This window comes from Capnocytophaga sputigena (genome assembly GCF_900446695.1).
In the GTDB taxonomy this organism is placed as follows: domain Bacteria; phylum Bacteroidota; class Bacteroidia; order Flavobacteriales; family Flavobacteriaceae; genus Capnocytophaga; species Capnocytophaga sputigena.
In genome coordinates this window covers 172,618-194,273 of the sequence record NZ_UAVP01000003.1, presented here as the reverse complement: position 1 = coordinate 194,273, position 21,656 = coordinate 172,618, and the positions used below count along the sequence as shown (strand labels likewise).

Annotated in this window: 20 protein-coding genes; 10 read left to right on the top strand and 10 right to left on the bottom strand. The window is 35.1% G+C overall.

Features of this window, described 5'->3' with window-relative positions; genetic code table 11:
* Positions 1–54: 54 nt before the first annotated feature.
* Both DR017_RS01080 and DR017_RS01075 read right to left on the bottom strand, forming a co-directional pair.
* Positions 55–2,475, bottom strand: a complete 2,421-nt coding sequence (locus DR017_RS01080) for a glycoside hydrolase family 95 protein (RefSeq protein ID WP_002681193.1) — start codon at positions 2,473–2,475, stop codon at positions 55–57.
* Between the two features lie 16 nt (positions 2,476–2,491).
* Positions 2,492–3,472 carry a DUF8428 domain-containing protein gene (locus DR017_RS01075; protein WP_002681197.1) on the bottom strand — a complete coding sequence of 327 codons (981 nt, stop codon included), beginning with the start codon at positions 3,470–3,472 and terminating at the stop codon, positions 2,492–2,494.
* A 130-nt stretch (positions 3,473–3,602) separates the two neighbouring features.
* Between DR017_RS01075 and DR017_RS01070 the strand changes: the two genes are divergently transcribed.
* The gene (locus DR017_RS01070; protein WP_002681205.1) at positions 3,603–3,947 is read left to right on the top strand and encodes a CidA/LrgA family protein; all 345 of its coding nucleotides are present in this window, start codon (positions 3,603–3,605) and stop codon (positions 3,945–3,947) included.
* 1 nt (position 3,948) lies between these two features.
* Positions 3,949–4,641 (top strand): LrgB family protein, encoded by a 693-nt coding sequence (locus DR017_RS01065; protein ID WP_002681181.1) that lies wholly within the window; start codon positions 3,949–3,951, stop codon positions 4,639–4,641.
* On the opposite strand, the gene DR017_RS01060 is transcribed toward DR017_RS01065, so the two are convergent.
* The 4 genes from DR017_RS01060 to recG form a co-directional block, all read right to left on the bottom strand.
* Positions 4,616–5,050, bottom strand: a complete 435-nt coding sequence (locus DR017_RS01060) for a hypothetical protein (RefSeq protein ID WP_002681141.1) — start codon at positions 5,048–5,050, stop codon at positions 4,616–4,618. The two genes, DR017_RS01065 and DR017_RS01060, sit on opposite strands and share 26 nt — an antisense overlap.
* Complete coding sequence (locus DR017_RS01055) at positions 5,028–5,336, bottom strand: hypothetical protein (RefSeq protein WP_040361663.1); 309 nt, start codon at positions 5,334–5,336, stop codon at positions 5,028–5,030. Before DR017_RS01055 ends, DR017_RS01060 begins: the two co-directional genes overlap by 23 nt.
* A 4-nt stretch (positions 5,337–5,340) precedes the next feature.
* Positions 5,341–5,922, bottom strand: a complete 582-nt coding sequence (locus tag DR017_RS01050) for an Imm74 family immunity protein (RefSeq protein ID WP_002681222.1) — start codon at positions 5,920–5,922, stop codon at positions 5,341–5,343.
* A 101-nt stretch (positions 5,923–6,023) separates the two neighbouring features.
* A complete protein-coding gene (gene recG / locus DR017_RS01045; protein ID WP_002681166.1) occupies positions 6,024–8,138 on the bottom strand; it encodes an ATP-dependent DNA helicase RecG in 2,115 nt (704 codons plus the stop codon).
* 110 nt (positions 8,139–8,248) lie between these two features.
* On the opposite strand from recG, the gene alaS reads away from it, so the two are divergent.
* The 4 genes from alaS (at position 8,249) to mscL (ending at position 13,458) form a co-directional block, all read left to right on the top strand.
* On the top strand, positions 8,249–10,882 hold the full coding sequence (alaS, locus tag DR017_RS01040) for an alanine--tRNA ligase (protein WP_002681212.1): 2,634 nt from the start codon (positions 8,249–8,251) through the stop codon (positions 10,880–10,882).
* Positions 10,882–11,448: an acyl carrier protein phosphodiesterase gene (locus DR017_RS01035; protein WP_002681192.1), complete on the top strand. Its 567-nt coding sequence runs from the start codon at positions 10,882–10,884 to the stop codon at positions 11,446–11,448. Before alaS ends, DR017_RS01035 begins: the two co-directional genes overlap by 1 nt.
* Positions 11,449–11,553: 105 nt before the next feature.
* The gene (hemN, locus tag DR017_RS01030; protein ID WP_002681170.1) at positions 11,554–12,918 is read left to right on the top strand and encodes an oxygen-independent coproporphyrinogen III oxidase; all 1,365 of its coding nucleotides are present in this window, start codon (positions 11,554–11,556) and stop codon (positions 12,916–12,918) included.
* A gap of 162 nt (positions 12,919–13,080) precedes the next feature.
* A complete protein-coding gene (gene mscL, locus DR017_RS01025; protein ID WP_002681172.1) occupies positions 13,081–13,458 on the top strand; it encodes a large conductance mechanosensitive channel protein MscL in 378 nt (125 codons plus the stop codon).
* Between the two features lie 65 nt (positions 13,459–13,523).
* On the opposite strand, the gene DR017_RS01020 is transcribed toward mscL, so the two are convergent.
* The 4 genes from DR017_RS01020 to murB form a co-directional block, all read right to left on the bottom strand.
* A complete protein-coding gene (locus DR017_RS01020; protein ID WP_002681188.1) occupies positions 13,524–14,552 on the bottom strand; it encodes a quinone-dependent dihydroorotate dehydrogenase in 1,029 nt (342 codons plus the stop codon).
* A gap of 23 nt (positions 14,553–14,575) precedes the next feature.
* Positions 14,576–16,048, bottom strand: coding sequence for a cysteine--tRNA ligase (gene cysS, locus DR017_RS01015; protein ID WP_002681156.1), 1,473 nt, complete (start codon positions 16,046–16,048; stop codon positions 14,576–14,578).
* A gap of 63 nt (positions 16,049–16,111) precedes the next feature.
* Positions 16,112–17,062: a glycosyltransferase family 2 protein gene (locus tag DR017_RS01010; protein ID WP_002681174.1), complete on the bottom strand. Its 951-nt coding sequence runs from the start codon at positions 17,060–17,062 to the stop codon at positions 16,112–16,114.
* The gene (murB, locus tag DR017_RS01005; protein WP_002681216.1) at positions 17,062–18,045 is read right to left on the bottom strand and encodes a UDP-N-acetylmuramate dehydrogenase; all 984 of its coding nucleotides are present in this window, start codon (positions 18,043–18,045) and stop codon (positions 17,062–17,064) included. The genes DR017_RS01010 and murB overlap by 1 nt, the downstream gene beginning before the upstream one ends.
* Positions 18,046–18,191: 146 nt before the next feature.
* On the opposite strand from murB, the gene DR017_RS01000 reads away from it, so the two are divergent.
* From DR017_RS01000 to DR017_RS00985, 4 genes are read left to right on the top strand one after another with little or no spacing between them, the layout of a single operon-like run.
* Positions 18,192–18,506, top strand: a complete 315-nt coding sequence (locus DR017_RS01000; protein WP_232501560.1) for a hypothetical protein — start codon at positions 18,192–18,194, stop codon at positions 18,504–18,506.
* Positions 18,507–18,508: 2 nt separating this feature from the next.
* Positions 18,509–18,865, top strand: coding sequence for a hypothetical protein (locus tag DR017_RS00995; RefSeq protein WP_081450882.1), 357 nt, complete (start codon positions 18,509–18,511; stop codon positions 18,863–18,865).
* Positions 18,866–18,872: 7 nt separating this feature from the next.
* Positions 18,873–19,949, top strand: coding sequence for an AI-2E family transporter (locus tag DR017_RS00990; protein ID WP_002681150.1), 1,077 nt, complete (start codon positions 18,873–18,875; stop codon positions 19,947–19,949).
* A 2-nt stretch (positions 19,950–19,951) separates the two neighbouring features.
* Positions 19,952–21,616 (top strand): DKNYY domain-containing protein, encoded by a 1,665-nt coding sequence (locus DR017_RS00985; protein ID WP_002681214.1) that lies wholly within the window; start codon positions 19,952–19,954, stop codon positions 21,614–21,616.
* Positions 21,617–21,656 lie beyond the last annotated feature (40 nt).

Here is a 21,656-nt window from a genome sequence, read left to right as displayed (position 1 = left end):
AATTTGTTTGCAAAAAGGGCTGTATAGCGGATTGCTGTACAGCCTTTTTTTGTATTATTGAATACTATAAGTAGCACCTTTTTCAGTAGGGAAACTCACTATTTGTTCTTTCTTTTTAGAAGGTATTAATAAAGTTTTTTTGTAGTAAATGCTTTTACCTGCAGGGAGTAAAACGCTGCAATCAGTACCATTGAGAGAGGTGATAGTAGCTGTTTTTAGACGGTGTTTTTCCCAATCGAAACTTACTTCAAAACCATTGCGAACTTTCATTCCTTGCATAGTACCATTTTTCCAATCGGGGTGGGAGGGGAGTGCTGGTAAAAAGCGAATAGTATAGTTTTTTCCATGACTTTGCAAAAGCATCTCAGCAATACCTGCTGCTCCTCCTAAATTGCCATCTATTTGAAAAGGAGGGTGAGCACAAAATAGATTAGGATAAGTACCACCATTTTGTCCGCTAGTACTATTGGGGTCTACAGGATGTAACAATTGTCGTAATAATACTAGAGCATGATTGCCATCATGTAAGCGCGCCCAGAAATTTATCTTCCATGCACGTGACCAACCAGTACCTCCATCTCCTCGCATTTTGAGTGTTTTTTTAGCAGCTGTGGCTAAAGCAGGTGTATCCCAAGGGGTAATCTCGTCGTATGGATATAGTCCATAGAGATGTGATATGTGGCGATGATTCGGTTCAGCATCTTTCCAATCATCTAACCATTCATTGAGGTCTCCTTTCTTTCCAATACGGTTAGGAACGGTATGAGTTATTATTTCTTGCCATTGAGAGTAAAGTTCATTATCTACACCTAATATTTTGGCAGCTTGTAGAGTGTTGCTAAAGAGCTCTCGCACTATTTGCATATCCATAGTAGGGGCAATACAAGTGTTACCTATTTGCTTTTTACCATCTTTTAGCTGAGGCATTATATAAGCATTTTCGGGTGAGTTAGAGGGAGCTGTTACCCAATAGCCCGTTTTAGGATCTTTGATTAACAAACTTTGGAAAAAATCGGCTGCTTCTTTTAGTACGGGATAATATTCTCTTAAAAAATCAGTGTTGAGGGTGTAGAGGTAATGTTGCCAGATGTGCTCACATAGCCACGCACCTCCAGTAAGTGTTGAGCCCCATTCAGCCGATTCACCAGGGGAGGTGTAAAACCAAGGATTACTAATCACGTGTGCCATCCAGCCATTGGCATTGTAATAAGCTCTTGCAGTTTTGCGTCCGTTAGCAACTAAGTTTTTAGTGAACTTATGTAAAGGTGTTGTGAGTTCAGAAAGGTTTGTGCTTTCGGCTAACCAATAGTTCATTTGTAGATTGATATTCAAATGGTAATCGCCATTCCAAGGGGTTTGGTATTCCTCTGCCCATAAGCCTTGCAGATTAGCGGGAAGAAGACCTTCACGAGAGGAAGAAATAAGTAGATATCTACCAAAATTGTAATATAATACAGGAAGCAGAGCGTCTTTTTTGCCTTTGTAAAATCGTTGTAGTCGTTCAAAGGTGCTAAGAGAGCTTGTATCAGTATTAGCTTCACTATACCAGCGATTACGATTAAAAAACACTTGATAAGCCTTTTGGCTTTCTATAATTGCGTTCTCAAAAGGGATAGTTGCTTTTTGTAGGTAATCATTAGCTTTTTGCAGCACATCGTTTTGTGTAAGTCCCCCTTTAGTAAAATTATAATTAGTTGCAGCACTTATTTTAAGTACTATTTCTTTAGCTTTTTGTATAGAGGTAGCATTGGTTGTATTTTGAAGATTTCCATCTGTTTGAACGTCTATCTCCGAAGCAAATTGCATTCCTTCAGTGTTTTCATTAGGAAGTACCCCTGATAGTGTAATTTTGTTTGATTTATAAGATGTTGTAGCATTTTCTCTGCGATGTAGAGAAATATCTATATCTAAGGGCTGAGAAGCTGTAATTCTAATCCAAATAAGGTCGTTTTTAAAATCAGCGAAAGCAATTTGTTGAATATAGTTATTGCCTCGCTTGAACGAAGTAAAAGCTGTAGCTTGGTCTAAACGAAGAATACGTTGGTAGTTCTCTGTAGGGAGGGTGCTTTTCCAATCTAATAGTAACTCACCTAATATTTGATAACAGCCATAGCTACAATTTGCCCCATTGCCCTTACAAGACCCTTCACCTTTAGCGATAAAGTGTTTTTGCAAAAGGGCTTGAGCTTCTAAATTTTTACCTTCTAATAGTAATTGTTGTATGGTTTTTAGATGTATATGAGCATTAGGATCATCAGCATCCTGTGTTCCTCCTGACCAAAGTGAAATCTCATTGAGTACAATTCTATCAACATCAGTTTTACCAAAGAACATAGCTCCTAATCGTCCATTACCAATAGGTAGGCTTTCAGTAAAATGTTCAGCAGGTTTGTGAAATACTACTGAAACATCTTGAGGTTGAGCATAAAGAGATAATCCAATAAATAAGGATATAAAAAAACTAATAGTTTTCATAATTTAAAAGGCTGTATTATTTCAATAGTAGATCTGTAGTACCTACTTGGTTAAGTTTGTCATCATAAACAGTTATTTTATAGGTACCTTTTTCAAACTCTTTACCTACTTTAGCAATAAAGTCACAAATATCTACACTTTTATTGTCGTAAATAAAGTGAGTGGCTATACTATAATTCACTTTTTCTTCACCAGCAGAAAAACTTTCGTTACTGCCTAAAATATTTCCTGAAGGATTTGTTACTTGTATATAGAAATATCTAGATCCTGATTTAGCTATCTTATTGGCACCTACAGTAAAACATATTTTCAATTTATTGGCAGCTCTACCTCTATCAGTAGTTTTGTTTTTAGAACCTTTTACAGCTTCGGCAATGAGTTTACTAATTTGCAAAGCTGATCCTGTTTCAACTACCTTCTTCAGTTGATTAGTTTGACGAGCAAGAGAGTCTACTTTGGCACTAGCTAAATCTAATTTTACACTCATACTATCTAAATCTTTTTTGATAGCTGAATTGGCACGCATTAGTGAGTCATTCTTTCTAATCAAAAGGTCACGTTCTTTAGCTAAAGCAAATGCCTGACTTTTGAAGCGAGCTAAAGATGAAATACTCACTTTCATATTTTGTAAAGAGTCAATGTATTGGTCAATTTTATTGCGGGCTTGCAATAAATCTTCTTTTACATCTTTGTTTTCAATTACTACTTTGTCATAGCTGTCACGTAGTAATTCTAAATCGCTCATCACTTGTTTCTTTTGTGTAGTGAGTTCGTTTTCAGTAATTTGCCTATCCTTATTGAGAGAGTAAGTGTAATACCCTAAACCGCTAGTAGCAATAGCTAATATAGCGATAAGTATCTTTGATAAAACACCTCCTCCTCTGGGCTTGTCGTCTTCAGGGATTCCATAAGCAGGAAGAGAGTGATCACTTCCTCTTTCCGTTAAACTATTGTTAGCTTGTTCTAAAAAAAGGGGTTTGTCGTAGTTATTGCTCATAAGACATTATTTTTAATAATCTTGCAAATGTAGTAATAAAAATGTATACAATGCAAATTTTTCACATTTTTTTATTCACTTTAGAAAAAGAAGTTGTAATTTTGCCACCGTTTTTTAATGTAGAAGAGTTATGTTAATACGTTATTTTGCTATTATTTTTGGCTGTTTAGGTATAGGTGAATTGATTGTAACCCTTACACACATTCCTTTTCCTTCTAGTATCATTGGAATGCTTTTTCTCACCTTATTTTTGCAACTCGGATGGATAAAACTGCAATCAATTAAAGCCCTCTCCGATTTGCTAATTTCTAATTTAGGTCTCTTTTTTGTTCCTCCAAGTATAGGCATTATGGCCTATTTTAAACAGATAGGAGAAAACTTTTGGGCTATCTTCATCTCCATCATTATCAGTACTGTAGTAGTGATTGTAGTTACTGGTCACATATATCAATTTTTCCGTAAACGTCTCAAATAAAATGAAAGCACTCGCAGAAAATCAAGTAGTATTATTAGGTATTACCTTTATTCTTTATTATGGGGTATTGCTACTACAAAAAAAATATAATTCAGTATTCTTAAACCCTGTACTCATTACAGTTTTGGTATTAGTTTCATATCTTATTATTTTTGGAATATCTCCAGAAAAATACGAAGAAGCAGGACAGTATATTGATTTTTGGCTCAAACCTTCTATTGTAGCCTTAGGAGTGCCTCTTTATCTCCAACTTTCTAAGATAAAAAAACAACTGATTCCGTTAGTAGTTTCTCAGTTTGCTGGTAGTTTAGTAGGGATTATAACAGTGTGTCTAATAGCCAAATGGTTAGGACTTTCCAATGATATAGCTATTTCTTTAGCACCAAAATCAGTAACAACTCCTATTGCATTAGAAGTATCACGTGTGCTCCACGGCATAGAGCCTATCACCGTGATGGCAGTGATGACTACGGGCTTTTTGGGGAATATTTTTGGAATTACTTTTCTCAATTGGTTTCGTATCAAGAGTCCGATGGCAAAAGGCATTTCCTTAGGTACAGCTTCTCACGCATTGGGTATAATGGCAGCGTTTAACCTCAGTGAAAAATATGCTGTATATGCGAGTTTGGGGATGATATTCAATGGTATTTTTACAGCTGTATTAGCTCCTACAGTGGTGCATCTGTTGTTCTAATTTCAGTGTTTGTTATACTTGCAGAATAAGGAAAATAGTACAAGCTATCTACTTTTCCATCTTCAAAATGAATAAGAACTTTATCTATAGTAATGTTGTTATCAGTAGAAGTTAGTTTAAAAAGTGTTTTAATATTGTTTAAACTCTTTTGAAAGATAGCTATATCGTCAATAAACTCACACTGAGTAGACTGTTTTTGCTCTTGAGGAGTTATTTCTTCAATCATTACATAATGAAGTGTGTTGTTTTTAGTAAAACTAAACTCTATCTTGTAATGAGTATGGTAGATAGCTAAAAGATTTTCGTTTTCAGACCATACATCGGCTATAGTTTGAATAAAAGTTTTGTTGTATAATACTTTATTTATGCCTTTACTTGTAAAGAAATCAGTTGTTTTTATGGTATACATATTTTATCAGATTTGCTAAAATTGATAGTAATGTCGCTATTGAAAACAAAGAGGTGATAAAAGCCAATGGTAGAGCATAAATAGTAATCTTTTCCAAGAAGTTATAAGAGAAAAAAACTATCTCAAAAATACTATTGCTCAAGATTGCTCTTTTTGAGGGATGGTTACTTTCCTCATATTGTAGCAGATAAGGAAAGAGTGTTATATAACTGGTGAGCAATAATAAGAGGGCTACTATTAAATAGAAGCCAAAGTCTTTAAATGGTGTATATTTATCTACATTCATTGCACTATTCAACTATTATTTTTTGTCCTTGCTTTGAAAAATAATCTATAATAGCTTGTAATATTTCTTCTTGTTCTATATAAGAGAGGGTATTATCTATTGAATTGCGATAAATAACATAACTGTAAATGTTTTTTGCTGATAACAACAATCCTTCTCCTAAAATTTTATAGTAATTACCTTTGTAAGATACTATAATATTTCCTCTTGTAATTTCTTCTATTTTAATAGGTTCCTTATTAAAATCATATTGTCCTACATATACTAATTGATTAAAAATTTCACCTTCTACAATATCGCGAGTATCTCCTGAATAGAAAAAAACAGCATTCCCTTGATAAATACCCATTTCTTTACATTTTTCTACTAATAAAGTTCTATTTTTAGCTCCCAAAGGTGTTTCTTTTGCTAAGAATTCTACATCTAAAACCCTATCAAATAAAGGAATGATACCTATAAAGTCGGGGTCATATTCTTCTTCGTTAATATCTTTACAAAAAAGGCAGTTATTATCTTCATCAAAATAAGATTGAAACTCCTCATTAGTACCTTCGAAAGTACCTATCCAAATTTTTATTTTGTTCATTTTCTTTTTAATAAGGTAAACTATTTCCAAATATCTTTAGTGCTTCAAATGAGTTATCAGTAGTTTCTTTTATGCTGAATGTTTTCATTTATTTTATAGGATTATGAAATATATGTCCATAAATTCTTGTGTCGTTGTAACTGATTAAGAGTATAAGCAACCCGTTGGTTTTGAGGTAATTCTAAATTAGGGTCAGCTTTGACTAGGTCGATAGCTTGAAAGCGAGCAGCTTTTAGTATATCTTGGTCTTTCACGAGATCGGCTATTTTTAAGGCAAGCACTCCACTTTGTTGAGTTCCCATCAGGTCGCCAGGACCTCGCAGTTTAAGATCTACTTCAGCAATTTCGAAACCATCATTAGTGCGCACCATTGTTTCCATACGGATGCGAGTTTCGTTACTCATTTTGTTACCTGTGAGCAATATGCAATAACTCTGTTCACTACCACGGCCTACACGCCCGCGCAATTGGTGTAGTTGTGAAAGACCAAAACGTTCAGCACTTTCAATTACCATTACTGAAGCATTAGGTACATTTACACCTACTTCTATTACAGTGGTAGCTACCATTATTTGTGTTTCATTGCGCAGGAAACGCTCCATTTCAGCATCTTTTTCAGCGGGTTTAAGTTTGCCGTGCACAATCGATACTTTGTATTTGGGTAATGGGAAACTTGCTGTGATATACTCATAACCTTCAGTAAGATTCTTAAAATCTAGAGCTTCTGATTCTTCTATGAGAGGATATACCACATAAGCCTGCCTGCCTTTATCTATTTCTCTTTTGATAAATTCATAAGTCTCTGCACGTCGGTTTTCATATTGGTGTAAGGTTTTGATAGGTTTACGCCCCGGAGGAAGTTCATCAATTACCGATACATCTAAATCGCCATATACACTCATTGCTAAAGTACGCGGAATGGGAGTAGCTGTCATTACCAAAATATGAGGAGGTATAGTGTTTTTACGCCATAGTTTTGCTCTTTGTTCTACCCCGAAACGGTGTTGTTCATCAATAATAGCAAGTCCTAAATTCTGAAATTGAACCTTCTCTTCTAATAGAGCGTGAGTGCCTATGAGAATAGAAAGTTCTCCAGATTGTAATTGTTCATCTAATATTCTGCGTTCTTTTGTTTTAGAGGAGCCTGTGAGTAGAGCAACCGTTATCCCAGTGTTTTTTAGCAACTCACTAATGGTTTGATAATGCTGGTTAGCGAGAATTTCGGTAGGAGCCATTAAACAAGCTTGACAATGATTATCTACTGCCAAAAGCATTGTCATTAGAGCAACAATTGTTTTTCCAGACCCAACATCGCCTTGTAACAAACGGTTCATTTGGGCATTGGAGCCTACATCAGCACGTATTTCTTTCAGTGCTCGCTTTTGGGCATTGGTGAGAGGAAAAGGGAGGTGATAGTTGTAGAAGTTCATAAAAGCATCACCTACTTTTTTGAAAGGTTGTCCTTGAAATTTCTGTTTGTGTAACAGATTTTTGCGTACTAACTGTACTTGTATATAAAAGAGTTCTTCAAATTTCAATCGTATAGAGGCTTTGGTAAGCAAGGATTGGTTGGTAGGAAAATGAATATTACACATCGCCTCTTGCTTAGAAATGAGATTCATAGCAGTGAGTATTGTATCGGGTAGATTCTCTGTGAAATTATACCCTATTTCTTCAAAAACAGTTTGTACTAATTGGCGCATTACTCTATTGGTGATGTTGCGTTTAGCTAATTTTTCAGTAGATGGATAAACGGGCTGAATGCTGTTATGTCCTGTTTTTTTGAACTCGCTGAGTAAATCCATTTCGGGGTGAGGCATAGAAAAAGTTCCTCCAAAGAAATTCAACTTGCCAAAAATAACATAAGGCTCGTTGATTTTTAGAGAATCACGCAACCATTTTAGCCCTTTGAACCACACGAGTTCCATAGTTCCTGTCTCGTCTACAAAGGTAGCGACAAGGCGGTTGCTTTTTTGATGAGCCGACTCTACAGTACGTAGATTTACTATTTTACCCACGAGTTGTACCTCAGCATTATTGTTTTGTAGCTCATTGATTTTGTAGAACTTAGTTCGGTCGATATACCTATTAGGGAAGAGGTTCAACAAATCTTGATACTCATAAATACCGAGTTCCGTTTTCAGGAGTTCAGCTCGCTGAGCGCCCACCCCGCGTAGATGACTTATAGAAGTATGTAGGATATTTTCTGAAATCATAAGGGCAAAAGTAGTGAATAATTAGTAAATGAGCAAATTTGCTAATTGAAAAAAATATTGTTACTTTTGCGCCCTGAAAAAGTTAATTATCAACTGTTAATCGAAAATATATGACTTCACAAGAAATAAGAAATCTATTCCTAAAATTCTTCGAAAGCAAAGGACATACCATTGTTCCTTCAGCTCCTATGGTAATCAAAAATGACCCTACCTTGATGTTTACTAACGCAGGTATGAACCAGTTTAAAGAGTTTTTCTTAGGACACGCAAAACCTAAACACAAACGTGTAGCTGATACTCAAAAATGTTTGCGTGTATCAGGCAAACATAACGATTTGGAAGAAGTAGGTCGCGATACGTATCACCATACGATGTTTGAGATGCTCGGCAACTGGTCATTTGGTGATTACTTCAAAAGAGAAGCCATTAGCTGGGCTTGGGAATTACTAACTGAAATATATAAGATTCCTAAAGAAAATCTCTATGTAACCGTTTTTGAAGGCAGCGAAGAAGATGGTGTACCTTTTGACCAAGAAGCATTCGATATTTGGAAAGAACGCATTGCTGAAGATCATATCTTGCTTGGAAATAAGAAGGATAACTTTTGGGAAATGGGAGATCAAGGACCTTGTGGACCTTGTACTGAAATTCACGTAGATATCCGTTCAGATGAGGAAAAAGCTAAAGTAGCAGGGCGTGATTTGGTGAATAACGACCACCCTCAAGTTATTGAGATTTGGAATAATGTGTTTATGGAGTTCAACCGCAAGGCTGACGGTAGTCTTGAAAAACTTCCTTCACGCAATGTAGATACAGGGATGGGTTTTGAGCGCCTCTGTATGGTACTCCAAAACAAACAATCAAACTACGATACCGATGTCTTTACTCCACTTATTCACAAAGTAGAAGAGATTACCAAAAGTCATTATAATAGTAATGGTCGTGTAACTCCTGAACAAGAACAGGTAAATATTGCAATTCGTGTGATTTCAGATCATATTAGAGCAGTAGCTTTTGCTATAGCCGATGGTCAACTACCGTCTAACAACGGAGCGGGTTATGTAATTCGCCGTATCTTGCGTCGTGCTATTCGTTATGGTTTCACTTTTTTAAACCAAAAAGAACCATTTATTTATAAATTAGTAGAAACCCTTGCCGCTCAAATGGGGGCTACTTTCCCCGAATTAGAGAAACAACAATTCTTGATTATGAGTGTGATAAAAGAGGAAGAGGCTTCTTTCTTGCGTACTCTTGAACAAGGTTTGTTGATGCTTGATGTGATGATACAAAATAGTCCTGATAAGCAACTGTCAGGTGGTAAAGCCTTTGAATTGTATGATACTTATGGTTTTCCTAAAGATTTAACGGCACTCATTCTTTCTGAAAAAGGGCTCACTATGGATGAGGAAGGGTTTGAAGTACAATTACAAAAACAAAAAGAACGTTCGCGTGCGGCTGCTCAAGTAAAAACTGATGATTGGGTAGTGCTTCGTGACGACGATGAAGAAGAGTTTATAGGGTATGACACCTTAGAGGCTGTAGTGCGTTTAGTGAAATATCGCCGTGTAGAAAGTCAGAAAGATGGTACACACTTCCAGTTAGTATTCAATACCACGCCTTTTTATCCTGAAGGGGGAGGGCAAGTAGGCGATAAAGGTACATTACAAGCTGCTAATGGTGAACTTATTTATATTTTAGATACTAAAAAAGAAAACAACCTCATCATTCACATAGCAGAGCATCTTCCTACTGAACTCAACGACCCATTCAAAGCCGAAGTACATCTAGTAGCTCGTGAAATGGCAGAAGCCAACCACAGTGCGACACACTTGTTACATCAAGCTTTGCGTGAGGTATTAGGCACACACGTAGAGCAAAAAGGTTCACGTGTAGCCCCTGAAGCTTTGCGTTTCGACTTCTCTCACTTTGCTAAACTCACTTCTGATGAACTTAAAGAAGTAGAGCGTTTGGTAAACAAACGTATTTTTGAGAAAATTCCTTTGCAAGAACACCGAAATATTCCTATCCAACAAGCGGTAGAATCAGGGGCTATGGCGCTCTTTGGTGAAAAATATGGCGACCGTGTACGTATGATTCAGTTTGGAGATAGTAAAGAACTCTGTGGGGGTACTCACGTGAAAAATACAGGTGATATTTGGTTTTTCAAAATTATCTCAGAAGGAGCCGTAGCAGCAGGTATTCGTCGTATTGAGGCAATCACTCGTGGAGGAGCTATGCAGTATTTCATTGAACAAGAACAGCTGGTAGAGCGAATCAAAGAAACAGTTAAAAATACACAAGACCCTGTGAAAGCTATCACACATTTACAAGAAGAAAATGCAGCTTTGCACAGAGAATTGGAACAACTGAAAAAAGAACAAGCTAAACAACTCAAAGCTAATCTCAAAGCTGAATTTACAGAAATTAATGCTATTCAATGCCTTATCAAGCAAGTAGATGCTGAGGTAGCAACACTTAAAGACCTTGCTTTTGAATTAGGTAATGAGGTGAAAGATGCTTTTGTATTCTTTGCTTCAGCTCACGAAGAGGGTAAAGCACTCTTATTGTGTTATATCAATAAAGAATTAGCTCAAGCTAAAGGTTTAGACGCTGGCAAAATAGTACGCGAATTAGGTAAATACATTCACGGAGGTGGAGGTGGTCAACCATTCTTCGCCACTGCAGGAGGTAAAAAACCTGAAGGTATTGCCGAAGCATTATTTAAAGTAAAAGACTTTCTATAATGAATTTTTTAGCCCATATTTATCTCTCAGGAGAAGGTGATGAATTACTTACCATTGGTAACTTTATTGCCGATACCGTACGAGGTAAAGAATACTTACAATACCCCGAAGCAATGCAACGGGGTATTTTATTACATCGCAAAATTGATACATTCACTGATGCGCATCCTATTTTCCGACAAAGTAAACATCGCCTAGTGCCTACATATAATCATTATGCAGGAGTTTTAGTAGATATTTACTACGATTACTTTCTTGCTAAACATTGGAAAGAATATTCTACTATATCTTTAGAACAATATGCCCAACGTTTTTACAACTCTTTACAAAAACATCAACTCTTGTTAAGTGAAAAAGCACAGAATTTGAGCAAATATATCATAGCAGAACATTGGTTAGAAAAATATCAGACTATTGAAGGAATAGCATCAATACTCTACCAAATGGATAGGCGTACGGGATTTATTTCCAAAATGCAATATGCTGCCAATGATTTGTGCAAAGATGAAAGTTTATATGAAAAAGAGTTTGAAAACTTCTTTGGAGAAATACAAAAATCTATATGAAGTGTTGGTTTTCAGAAGATTATATTTTTGATTCTATTTATTTTTCATTTTTCATTTTTCATTGTTCACTTTTTTTTATATCTTTGCCTCGTTTTTTTAACAAAAATGCCAATATCTCTCATTCAAAAATACAATGTAGCAGGTCCTCGCTATACTAGCTACCCTACTGTTCCTTATTGGGATAGTAGTACTTTTTCCACTGAAAAATGGTTAGAGAGTTTATCCAAATCATATTCTGAGAGTAATAGTACTGAAGGTATTAGTCTTTACATTCATTTACCTTTTTGTGAGAGCCTTTGTACTTTTTGTGGTTGTCATAAGCGTATTACCAAACGTCACGAAATGGAAATACCTTATATAGAAGCAGTACTCAAAGAGTGGCAATTGTATACTGATTTTTTGAAAGAACGCCCTCGTATTAAAGAAATACATTTAGGAGGTGGTACTCCTACCTTTTTTCAACCTTCTCAATTACGCCGATTGATAGAAGGCATTTTTGAGCGAGCTGATAGAGTAGAAAACTATGAGTTTAGCTTTGAAGGGCATCCTAATAACACCACTGAAGCTCATTTACAAACACTTTACAATTTAGGTTTCAAACGTGTGAGTTATGGTGTGCAAGATTATTCACCTAAAGTGCAAAAAGCCATTCATCGTTTGCAACCTTTTGAGAATGTACAGCGTGTTACCGAACAAGCCAGAACTATCGGCTATACCTCAGTGAGCCATGATTTGGTCTTTGGATTGCCATTTCAAACCTTAGATGATGTACTCTTTACTATTGATAAAAGTAATACCCTTCGTCCAGATCGTATAGCTTTCTATAGTTATGCACATGTGCCTTGGATAAAAGGTAGTGGACAACGCGGTTTTAAAGATGAAGATCTACCTACAGGAGAAGTGAAGCGTCAATTGTATGAAGTAGGTAAACAACATCTACTTGAGGCAGGCTATATAGAAATAGGGATGGATCACTTTGCTTTACCTGCTGATAGTATGTACTACGCATTTAAAAATAAACAGTTGCATCGTAACTTTATGGGGTATACAGCCTCTAAAACCCAAGTGATGATAGGTTTAGGAATGTCGTCTATCAGTGATAGTTGGTATGGTTTTGCACAGAATGAAAAAGATTTAGACGACTATTATGCACGTCTTGAAAAGAATGAAATCCCTGTTTGTAAAGGACATATCCTTAATAAAGAAGATTTGATTATAAGGCGTCATATTCTTAATCTAATGTGTCAGTTTGAGACCTCTTGGAGTGATGAGGCACTTCAATTTCCTGAAATAAATGAAGTAATAATGCACTTGCAGGAAATGCAAAATGATGGATTGTTGCATATAGCAAATAATCATATAGAAGTTCCTGATGCAGGTAAACCTTTTATTAGAAATATATGTATGGCTTTTGATTTACATTTACAACGCAAAATGCCTAACACCAAAATATTTAGTATGACAGTTTAAAAAGTTATACTTAACCGTCATAGTGATTGAGTTTTTTAGTTAGTGATGAAAAGGGACAGTTGTGAAATTCGTCCCTTTTCTTTTTTTATTTCAGAAAAAAGTATTATTTTTGCCCCCAGAATAAAAACAAATCATTTTTTTTAACTTAAAAATTGAATTATTATGGGATTTTTAAAAGAATTTAAAGAGTTTGCAGTAAAAGGCAACGTAGTAGATTTAGCCATTGGGGTTATCATAGGGGGTGCTTTTGGTGCTATTGTCTCATCATTAGTAACTGATGTTATTACACCTTTGTTGTTAACACCTGCTTTGAAAGCTACAGGTGCTGCAAATTTAGAAGGCTTGGTATGGAATGGAGTAGCTTATGGTAAGTTTTTAGCTGCTGTAATCAACTTCTTGTGTATTGCTTTTGTATTATTTATGCTTGTAAAAGGTATTAACAAATTGAAGAAAAAAGAAGAAGAAGCTCCAGCAGCTCCTGCTGGTCCTACTCAGGAAGAACTATTGGCTGAAATTAGAGATTTATTGAAAAATAAATAAAAAATTTTCGTGTAACCGCAACACTACACATTTCAACAATTGTTTAATTAAAACCACGCCCTATTTTATAAGGCGTGGTTCTTTTTTATAAGTTTTTTATTAATACGCTTTATAAGTCCCGCTCCTTCGTAGATAAATCCAGTGTAAAGTTGTACTAATGAAGCTCCTGCTTCTAATTTTTCAATAGCATCCTCTTCACTAAAAATACCTCCTACACCTATGATTGGAAAGGCTTTTCCGCTTTTCTCACTTAAAAAGCGAATTACTTCCGTAGCACGATTTTTAAGTGGTTTCCCACTAAGTCCGCCAGTTTCTTTCTTGTTATTGGATAGTAATCCATCTCTGTTAATAGTTGTGTTGGTTGCAATTACTCCAGCAATATTTGTTTCTTTTACAATTTCTATGATGTCTAATAGTTGTTCATCAGTGAGATCTGGAGCAATTTTTAAGAGAATAGGTTTGGAGTTTTCTTTGGCTAAATTCTTATCTTGGAGGGTGTTTAACAACTGCTTAAGAGGTTCTTTTTCTTGTAATGAACGTAAGTTAGGGGTATTCGGAGAGCTCACATTCACTACAAAATAATCCACATAATCAAAAAGCTGTTCAAAACAAATGAGATAATCATTTACAGCTTCCTCATTAGGAGTAATTTTATTCTTCCCTATGTTGCCTCCTATTAATACACCTTTGTTTTTTTTGAGTCTCTCTACAGCCGCTACTACTCCTTCATTATTAAACCCCATACGATTGATAATTCCTTGATCGTCTATAAGGCGAAAAAGTCGTTTTTGGGGGTTTCCTGGTTGTGGTTTAGGAGTGATGGTACCTATTTCTATAAAACCAAAGCCTAAGTTGGATAACTCTTGGTATAAAGTAGCGTCCTTGTCGAGCCCAGCTGCTAATCCCACAGGGTTTTTGAAGTGTAATCCAAAAACTTCTCGGTGCAAAGAAGGATGTTCTACTTGATAGATAAACCGAATGAGAGAGGGTACAAAAGGTATTTTGTGTATCAACTTCAAATATTTGAAAGTAAAGTGATGTGCCTTCTCGGGGTCGAGACTAAAAAGTAACGGACGTATGAATAACTTGTACATAGCAGTTAGCTTAAAGATTCTTTTTAATTTACAATGTAACTTGTTCCTTCCTTACCATCTTTGAGTTGGATACCCATTGCAAGGAGTTCATCTCTAATCTTGTCAGAAAGCGCCCAATCTTTATTAGCACGAGCTTCCATTCGCATATTAATAAGCAATTGGAGCACTCCATCGAGTTTGTCGTTGTTATTAACAGTTTGTTGCTCACTTTGTAGACCTAAAACATCAAAAACAAAAGCATTCATTAGAGTTTTCAGTTCGTTGAGCTCATCTACCGAAATCTTCTCATCACTATTTATCCATTTTACCATTTCAAAAAGATGAGCTATGAGAATAGGTGAATTGAAATCGTCTAAAAGGGCATCATAGCATTTTTGTTTCCATTGATCAATTTCATACGAAAGGGGACCTGGGTGTTCTAAATCGGTAGACATTTCATTCAATGTTTTTACAGCTTCCATAAGCCTTGAGAAGCCTTTTTCAGCAGCAAGCATTGCCTCATTAGAAATGTCAAGCACACTGCGGTAGTGGGCTTGCATAAAGCAGAAGCGTATCACAGCAGGAGCAAAAGGTTTTTCAAAGAAACTATTCTCTCCACTGATGAGTTGCATTGGCAATATATAATTACCAGTAGATTTACTCATACGTTGTCCATTCATAGTGAGCATATTAGCGTGCATCCAATAACGAACGGGACTTTCTCCGTGTCCTGCTTTTCCTTGTGCAATTTCACATTCGTGGTGTGGGAATTTCAAATCCATACCTCCTCCGTGAATATCAAACTGATTGCCAAGATATTTAGTACTCATCACGGTACATTCTAAGTGCCAACCTGGAAAACCATCACCCCAAGGCGACGCCCAGCGCATAATATGAGCTGGAGAAGCCTTTTTCCAAAGCGCAAAGTCCTGAGGATTGTGTTTTTCTCCTTGCCCATCTAAATCTCGAGTATTAGCAAAGAGTTCTTCTATGTTACGACGAGAAAGTTCTCCATAGTTGAGCCCGCGTTTATTGTATTCAAGTACATCAAAGTATACAGAACCATTGCTTTCATAAGCAAAGCCATCTTTCAGTAGTTTTTCGGTAAGTTGTATTTGTTCTAGTATATGTCCTGTAGCAGTAGGTTCAATGGTAGGAGGCAGTAAGTTGAATATCTCTAAAACTTTATGAAAATCTACAGTGTACTTTTGTACAATCTCCATAGGTTCAAGTTTTTCAAGACGAGATTGTTTCACAAAGCGGTCGTTATTCACATCGCCATCATCGGTAAGATGTCCTGCATCAGTGATATTACGCACATAACGTACTTTATAGCCTAAAAACTTGAGTGTGCGATATATAAAATCAAATGACATAAAGGTGCGTACATTACCTAAATGCACATTGCTGTACACAGTAGGACCACATACATACATTCCTACATTGTTTTCGTGTAAGGGTACAAAAACTTCTTTTTCTCCTGTTAAAGAATTGAATATTTTTAATTGATGATTCATTCTGATGTTATTTAAGTTTATTTATATTTACTATTTTTTTTGTAACTCGTAATTCGTAATTTGTCACTTGTTATTTGTTTTTTCTCTAATTTTATACCTCTCTTCATTACTCTTAGTCTTTAAGATGATTTCTCCTAAAAAACCAGCAATGAATAACTGTGTACCAATAAGCATAGTAGTAAGTGCAAGATAAAACTGAGGTCTATCAGCAATAAGGCGACCATTAGGGTTGATAAATAATTTATCAATTCCAAGGTAAGCTGAAAATAAGAAACCTATAAAGAACATCAGTACCCCCAATGCTCCAAAAAAATGCATTGGTCGTTTGCCAAAATGCGACAAGAAACTAATAGTGATAAGGTCTAAAAATCCGTTGATAAACCTACTCATACCAAATTTGGTAACACCATATTTGCGAGCTTGATGTTGCACTACTTTCTCAGTAATACGATTGAACCCCGCATTCTTTGCTAATACGGGAATATAGCGATGCATCTCTCCTGATACTTCAACATTCTTTACAACCTCTTGTTTGTAGGCTTTAAGCCCACAATTAAAGTCGTGAAGTGTGAGACCTGAGGTTTTACGTGCTGCCCAATTGAAAAGTTTAGAAGGTAAGTTCTTTGCTAAAACTGAGTCGTAACGTTTTTTCTTCCAGCCTGATACGAGGTCATACCCTTCTTGGGTAATCATATTGTAAAGAGCAGGAATCTCATCAGGACTGTCCTGCAGGTCGGCATCCATAGTGATCACCACATCTCCTTGTGCTTGTTTAAAGCCGGCGTGAAGCGCTTGTGATTTACCGTAGTTGCGCAAAAAGCGAATACCCTTTATGTTACTATCTTTAGCCGATAATTCTTCAATCACCTGCCAAGAATTATCAGTACTACCGTCATCTACAAAAATAATTTCGTAGGAATAACTATGTTCAGTAAGTACTTTATGTAACCACTGATAAAGTTCGGGTAACGATTCTTGTTCATTGAGTAGTGGTATGACAATTGATATATTCATTAGAAAATATTTACTTCAAATTCTAAGGTAATGCCAAATTGTTTGAGTACAGTTGCTTGTACATAATGAGCTACTGCTAAAATTTCTTTGCCTGTAGCTTTTCCATAGTTCACAAGCACTAAGGCTTGTAAGTTGTGTACTCCTGCATCTCCCTTTCTATATCCTTTGAGCCCTGCGCGATCTATCAACCAACCTGCAGGCACTTTCACTTGTGTTTCATCAATAGGGTAAGAAGGAATATCTGGATATTGAATTTTTAATTCTTCGTAATTAGTTTTTGAAATGATAGGATTTTTGAAAAAACTACCACAGTTCCCTAATGTATCAGGATTAGGCAGTTTGCTTTGGCGTATGCTTATTATTACTTCCGAGAGTTGTTTAGGAGTAGGAGAGGAGAGCCCTCTTTCTGTGAGTAGCTGTTGGATAGCCCCATATTCGGTATGCAAAAGATGATTGCGTTTGGTGAGTTTGAAAGTAACTGCTGAGATAATGTAATTGCCTTTTTCTTTTCCTTTGAAGATAGATTCTCGATAGCCAAAACTACATTCAGCATTGGTGAAAGTGCGTTTTTGTAAAGTGTGAACATTGATAGCTTCACAACTTTCCATTATATCTTTGATTTCAACTCCATAAGCTCCAATGTTTTGTATAGGAGTAGTACCTACATTTCCATAGATGAGTGAGAGGTTTTCAAGTCCACCATAACCTTGAGTTAGGGTATATTGCACAAACTGATGCCAGTTTTCACCTGCTTGTGCTTTAATCCATACATTATCATTATTTTCTTTTACAATGCTAATACCTTTCAGGAGAATATGTAATACAGGTTGTGTGATATCTTGGGTGAGTAACATATTGCTCCCTCCACCTAAAACAAAAGGATTTTTGTGTTGTTGCAAAGCCTCAACTAAAGCCTCTTCGCTGTGTATAGGGAGGTAAATGTTTGCTTTGGTATTGATATTGAAAGTGTTAGGTATTTGCATAACGGCTTATCTAAAATCACCGCGCAAAGGTAAGAGATAATTAGCAAATTAGCAAATTTAACATTGATTCTTCGCTTGTTAGCTAAGATGGTAAAAGATAAAAAACTAACTAAAAATTTGGAACTATAAATCTAAAAGAAGTATATTTGCAACATATTATAGTTTTATTAGCAATTATGGAGCTTGATATCCTCAAAAATAATTGGAGTGATGCACAGATAGTAGATGTATCCTATCAGAAAGGAACTTTACTATTAGCGTTAAAAGACTATCAAAATATAATATATGAGTACCTTTTTGAGAATGTCATTACATTATCATTTGAGAATTATCTCAATGAAGATATTAGTGAGATACATTCTTCTTTTTGGAAAGAAGAAAATAATACTATTTGTCAAATAGATATTCTATCAGCTTGGACAAATAAAGAAATTGTATGCTTTTCATTTTTCACGCATTAACTATGGCAGCAGAAGGTTATGTAATATTTGAAGATGCTACTTGGTATCAAAAGCATAAAGAAGAAATTAAAGAACAGATTATTTCATTAGATACTTATGTACATCATCCAATGCAAATAGGCTCCTATCTAATGAAAGGAGGCGAATATTGGCTAAAAGGTATTGAGAGTAAGCCTCCACTAGCTGATTGGCCATATAGTGTACGTATCTTTTTAGATCAAGAGGACTATATTTTTATAGAAATCAGTGCACACCCTCCAAGTATTGAAAAAACTCTCTTACAATTTTTAAATTGGATAAGAAAACAAACCCCTATCGTTTTTCAAGATGAAGACGGAGAGGATTTTGGTTATCAATAAATTAATTATGAACTCAAAAGAAATAGCAAATGGCATACTCCGTGCCGTAGGAATCATTGTTTTGGTAGTATTAGGGCTCTATACACTCTACTTGCTACAATCTATTATTATTTATCTCATAGTATCATTGGTACTGACACTAATGGGGAAACCTCTTATTCAGTTCTTCTATAAAAGACTAAAAATAAAGAGTAAAACCGTCTGTGTTATCCTTACAATGACAATTTTTATCTTGTTAGCCTTAAGTGTTTTTAGCTTGTTTATCCCACTACTTGTTTCACAAGGCAAGAACCTATCAGGACTTAATATCGATTTACTCAAAACTAATATAGACAATCTTATTCAACAAACCCTCAGTAAGGTAGGTCTTCAAAAAGAAGATTATTCTTTTGGAGTACAAGAAATGTTAAATTTCATTGACATACCTAACTTTCTTAATTCTTTTATCTCTTTTATTAGTGATTTTGGAGTGGGGGCATTTTCAGTACTCTTTATTAGCTTTTTCTTTATGAAAGATGGTGAAAAAATTCTTATAGCCCTTCTTTCTACCTTTTCTACTCATAGAAAACGAAAACTCAAAACCTCTATTTTTAAAATAAACAACCTCTTATCGCGTTATTTTGTAGGATTGATACTTCAAATCACCATACTTTTTGTGATCTACACTGTTATATTGCTTATTTTTGGAGTAGAGAACGCTTTTATTATCGCACTACTTTGTGCATTGCTCAACCTTATTCCTTACGTAGGACCAATGATAGGCTTTGTATTAATGGCTCTCCTCACAATGAGCAGTAATCTGCAAAACGATTTTATGAGTGTTAGTCTGCCTACAACTATTTATGTATTGGTAGGTTTCTTAATAGGACAGTTAGTAGACAATGTTTTCTCGCAACCTCTTATATTTTCGAACTCCGTAAAATCTACTGCCTTGGAGATTTTTCTCATCACGCTTATCAGTGGCACACTTTTCGGTATGGTAGGAATGGTAGTGGCTATCCCAGCCTACACCGTACTGAAAGTAGTTTTAAAAGAATTTTTTCCTAATAATAAGATTGTAGAGTTACTCACTAAAAATCTATAGTTATGAAACAGCTTATTTTACTGTCATTGTTTCTTTGCTTTCAGAAAAACCTTTTAGCACAACAAGATACACTCTATGTGTTTGATGCGTATGCAGATAAACATTTAGTGATAGAAAAAAAATGGAGAACTTCTTGTAAGTATTTTGAGGGATATATAATCAATAAGAATTATGTAATATACCAAACTTGTGATAGTAGAAGGATTTTTATCCCCGATATAGCAAGTTTTAAGGTTAAGGGAGAAAATATATTGGCTATAGATAAAAAGGGTGTTTATTATGAAGACAAACTTGTTACTTCTGATACTTTTGGGGTTAAGATTTTGAGTCGCCAGAAAGAAAAATTCCCTAAAAAAATATATACTTATAATAATGAGGGCTACTTTTGGCGTACAAACCATAAAGTTTTCTTTGCTAACAAAGAAATTAAAGTTTCTGATCCAGCTACTTTTCAACAAGTAACATATCATTATTATAAAGATAAACAACATCTCTACTATTATGACAAAAAAATAAAAGAAGCAGACCCTAATAGTATTCGAGGTATATATTATTACGACCTTTTGTCGGATAAAAATACTACTTATTTCAGGGGGAAGCCTCTGATATACAGGGGAGAAAAAGTACAACAACTCACAACATTAATTTTAAAAACTTCTAAACATGTATTGCGATATTGTGGTAATGATAAAAAAACTTTTGAAGAACTCCCTAACTATCTTGATATTCCTACCCTCAAGGCTTTAAGTGATTGCTACTTAATAGATAAAAACTATATCTACTATGAGAATCCTATCAATACTAAAGACTTTAGACTCCCTATTCCAAAAGAAAATTTTAATAAAGTAAAAGTTTTTAATCGTTATATTACTGATGAGCAAATTGTTTATAGAGGGAATTTGCCTATACAAGAATATGACCCAGTTACTTTTGGCGGATTTCCTAATAATCAATTTTATGTGTATGACAAAAATGGTATATATGATGGACTTCGGAAATATCCTATTGATTGTACAAAACAACCTGTGTATGGAGAAAATCTTTTCTATATCAATGAAAATGATGTAATCCTTTATGAGAATCAGTTGTTTTTTCCTTTTGAAGATTTGCTTGTTAAAAATCTTACTCAGGAACAAGTGCAACAAGTAAAAGAGGGGAATACAGTTATTATTAATACATTGCGTAATAGACGAATTAAAGAAGAAAAACTATTTTATGAGGATTTGTATAAGGCAAATAATACTATATACATAGGAACAACCCCTCAGAATGTAGATACTGCTACTTTTGAGAAGCTAACCAGTATCTTCTATAAAGATAAAAATAATGTTTACTATTATGATATTTGGGACGATAAAGAAAAACTTATTATTTTCAAAGGTTATGACGATATCTCTACCCTAAAAAGTATTGGTAATAATCTTCTAGCAGATAAAAACTATCTGTATTTTGGTAGGAGAAAACTTATCAAGAATCAAAATGTAGAAATATTGGCTATTTACACAGGGTATCGTCCATCTTGTAGTCACGATGATCCTTATACCAATTACTATTTGTTGAAAAATAGTGAGGGGTATTGGCTTGCTGAATTAGGAGGTGATGCTAAAATTCGCTTCTTAGGGAATAAACTCAATGAGCTATTTTTCAGAGATTTAAAGGATAAATAATAATGAAAAATATCAAAAAAAAGAAAATAATAGGTGGCTA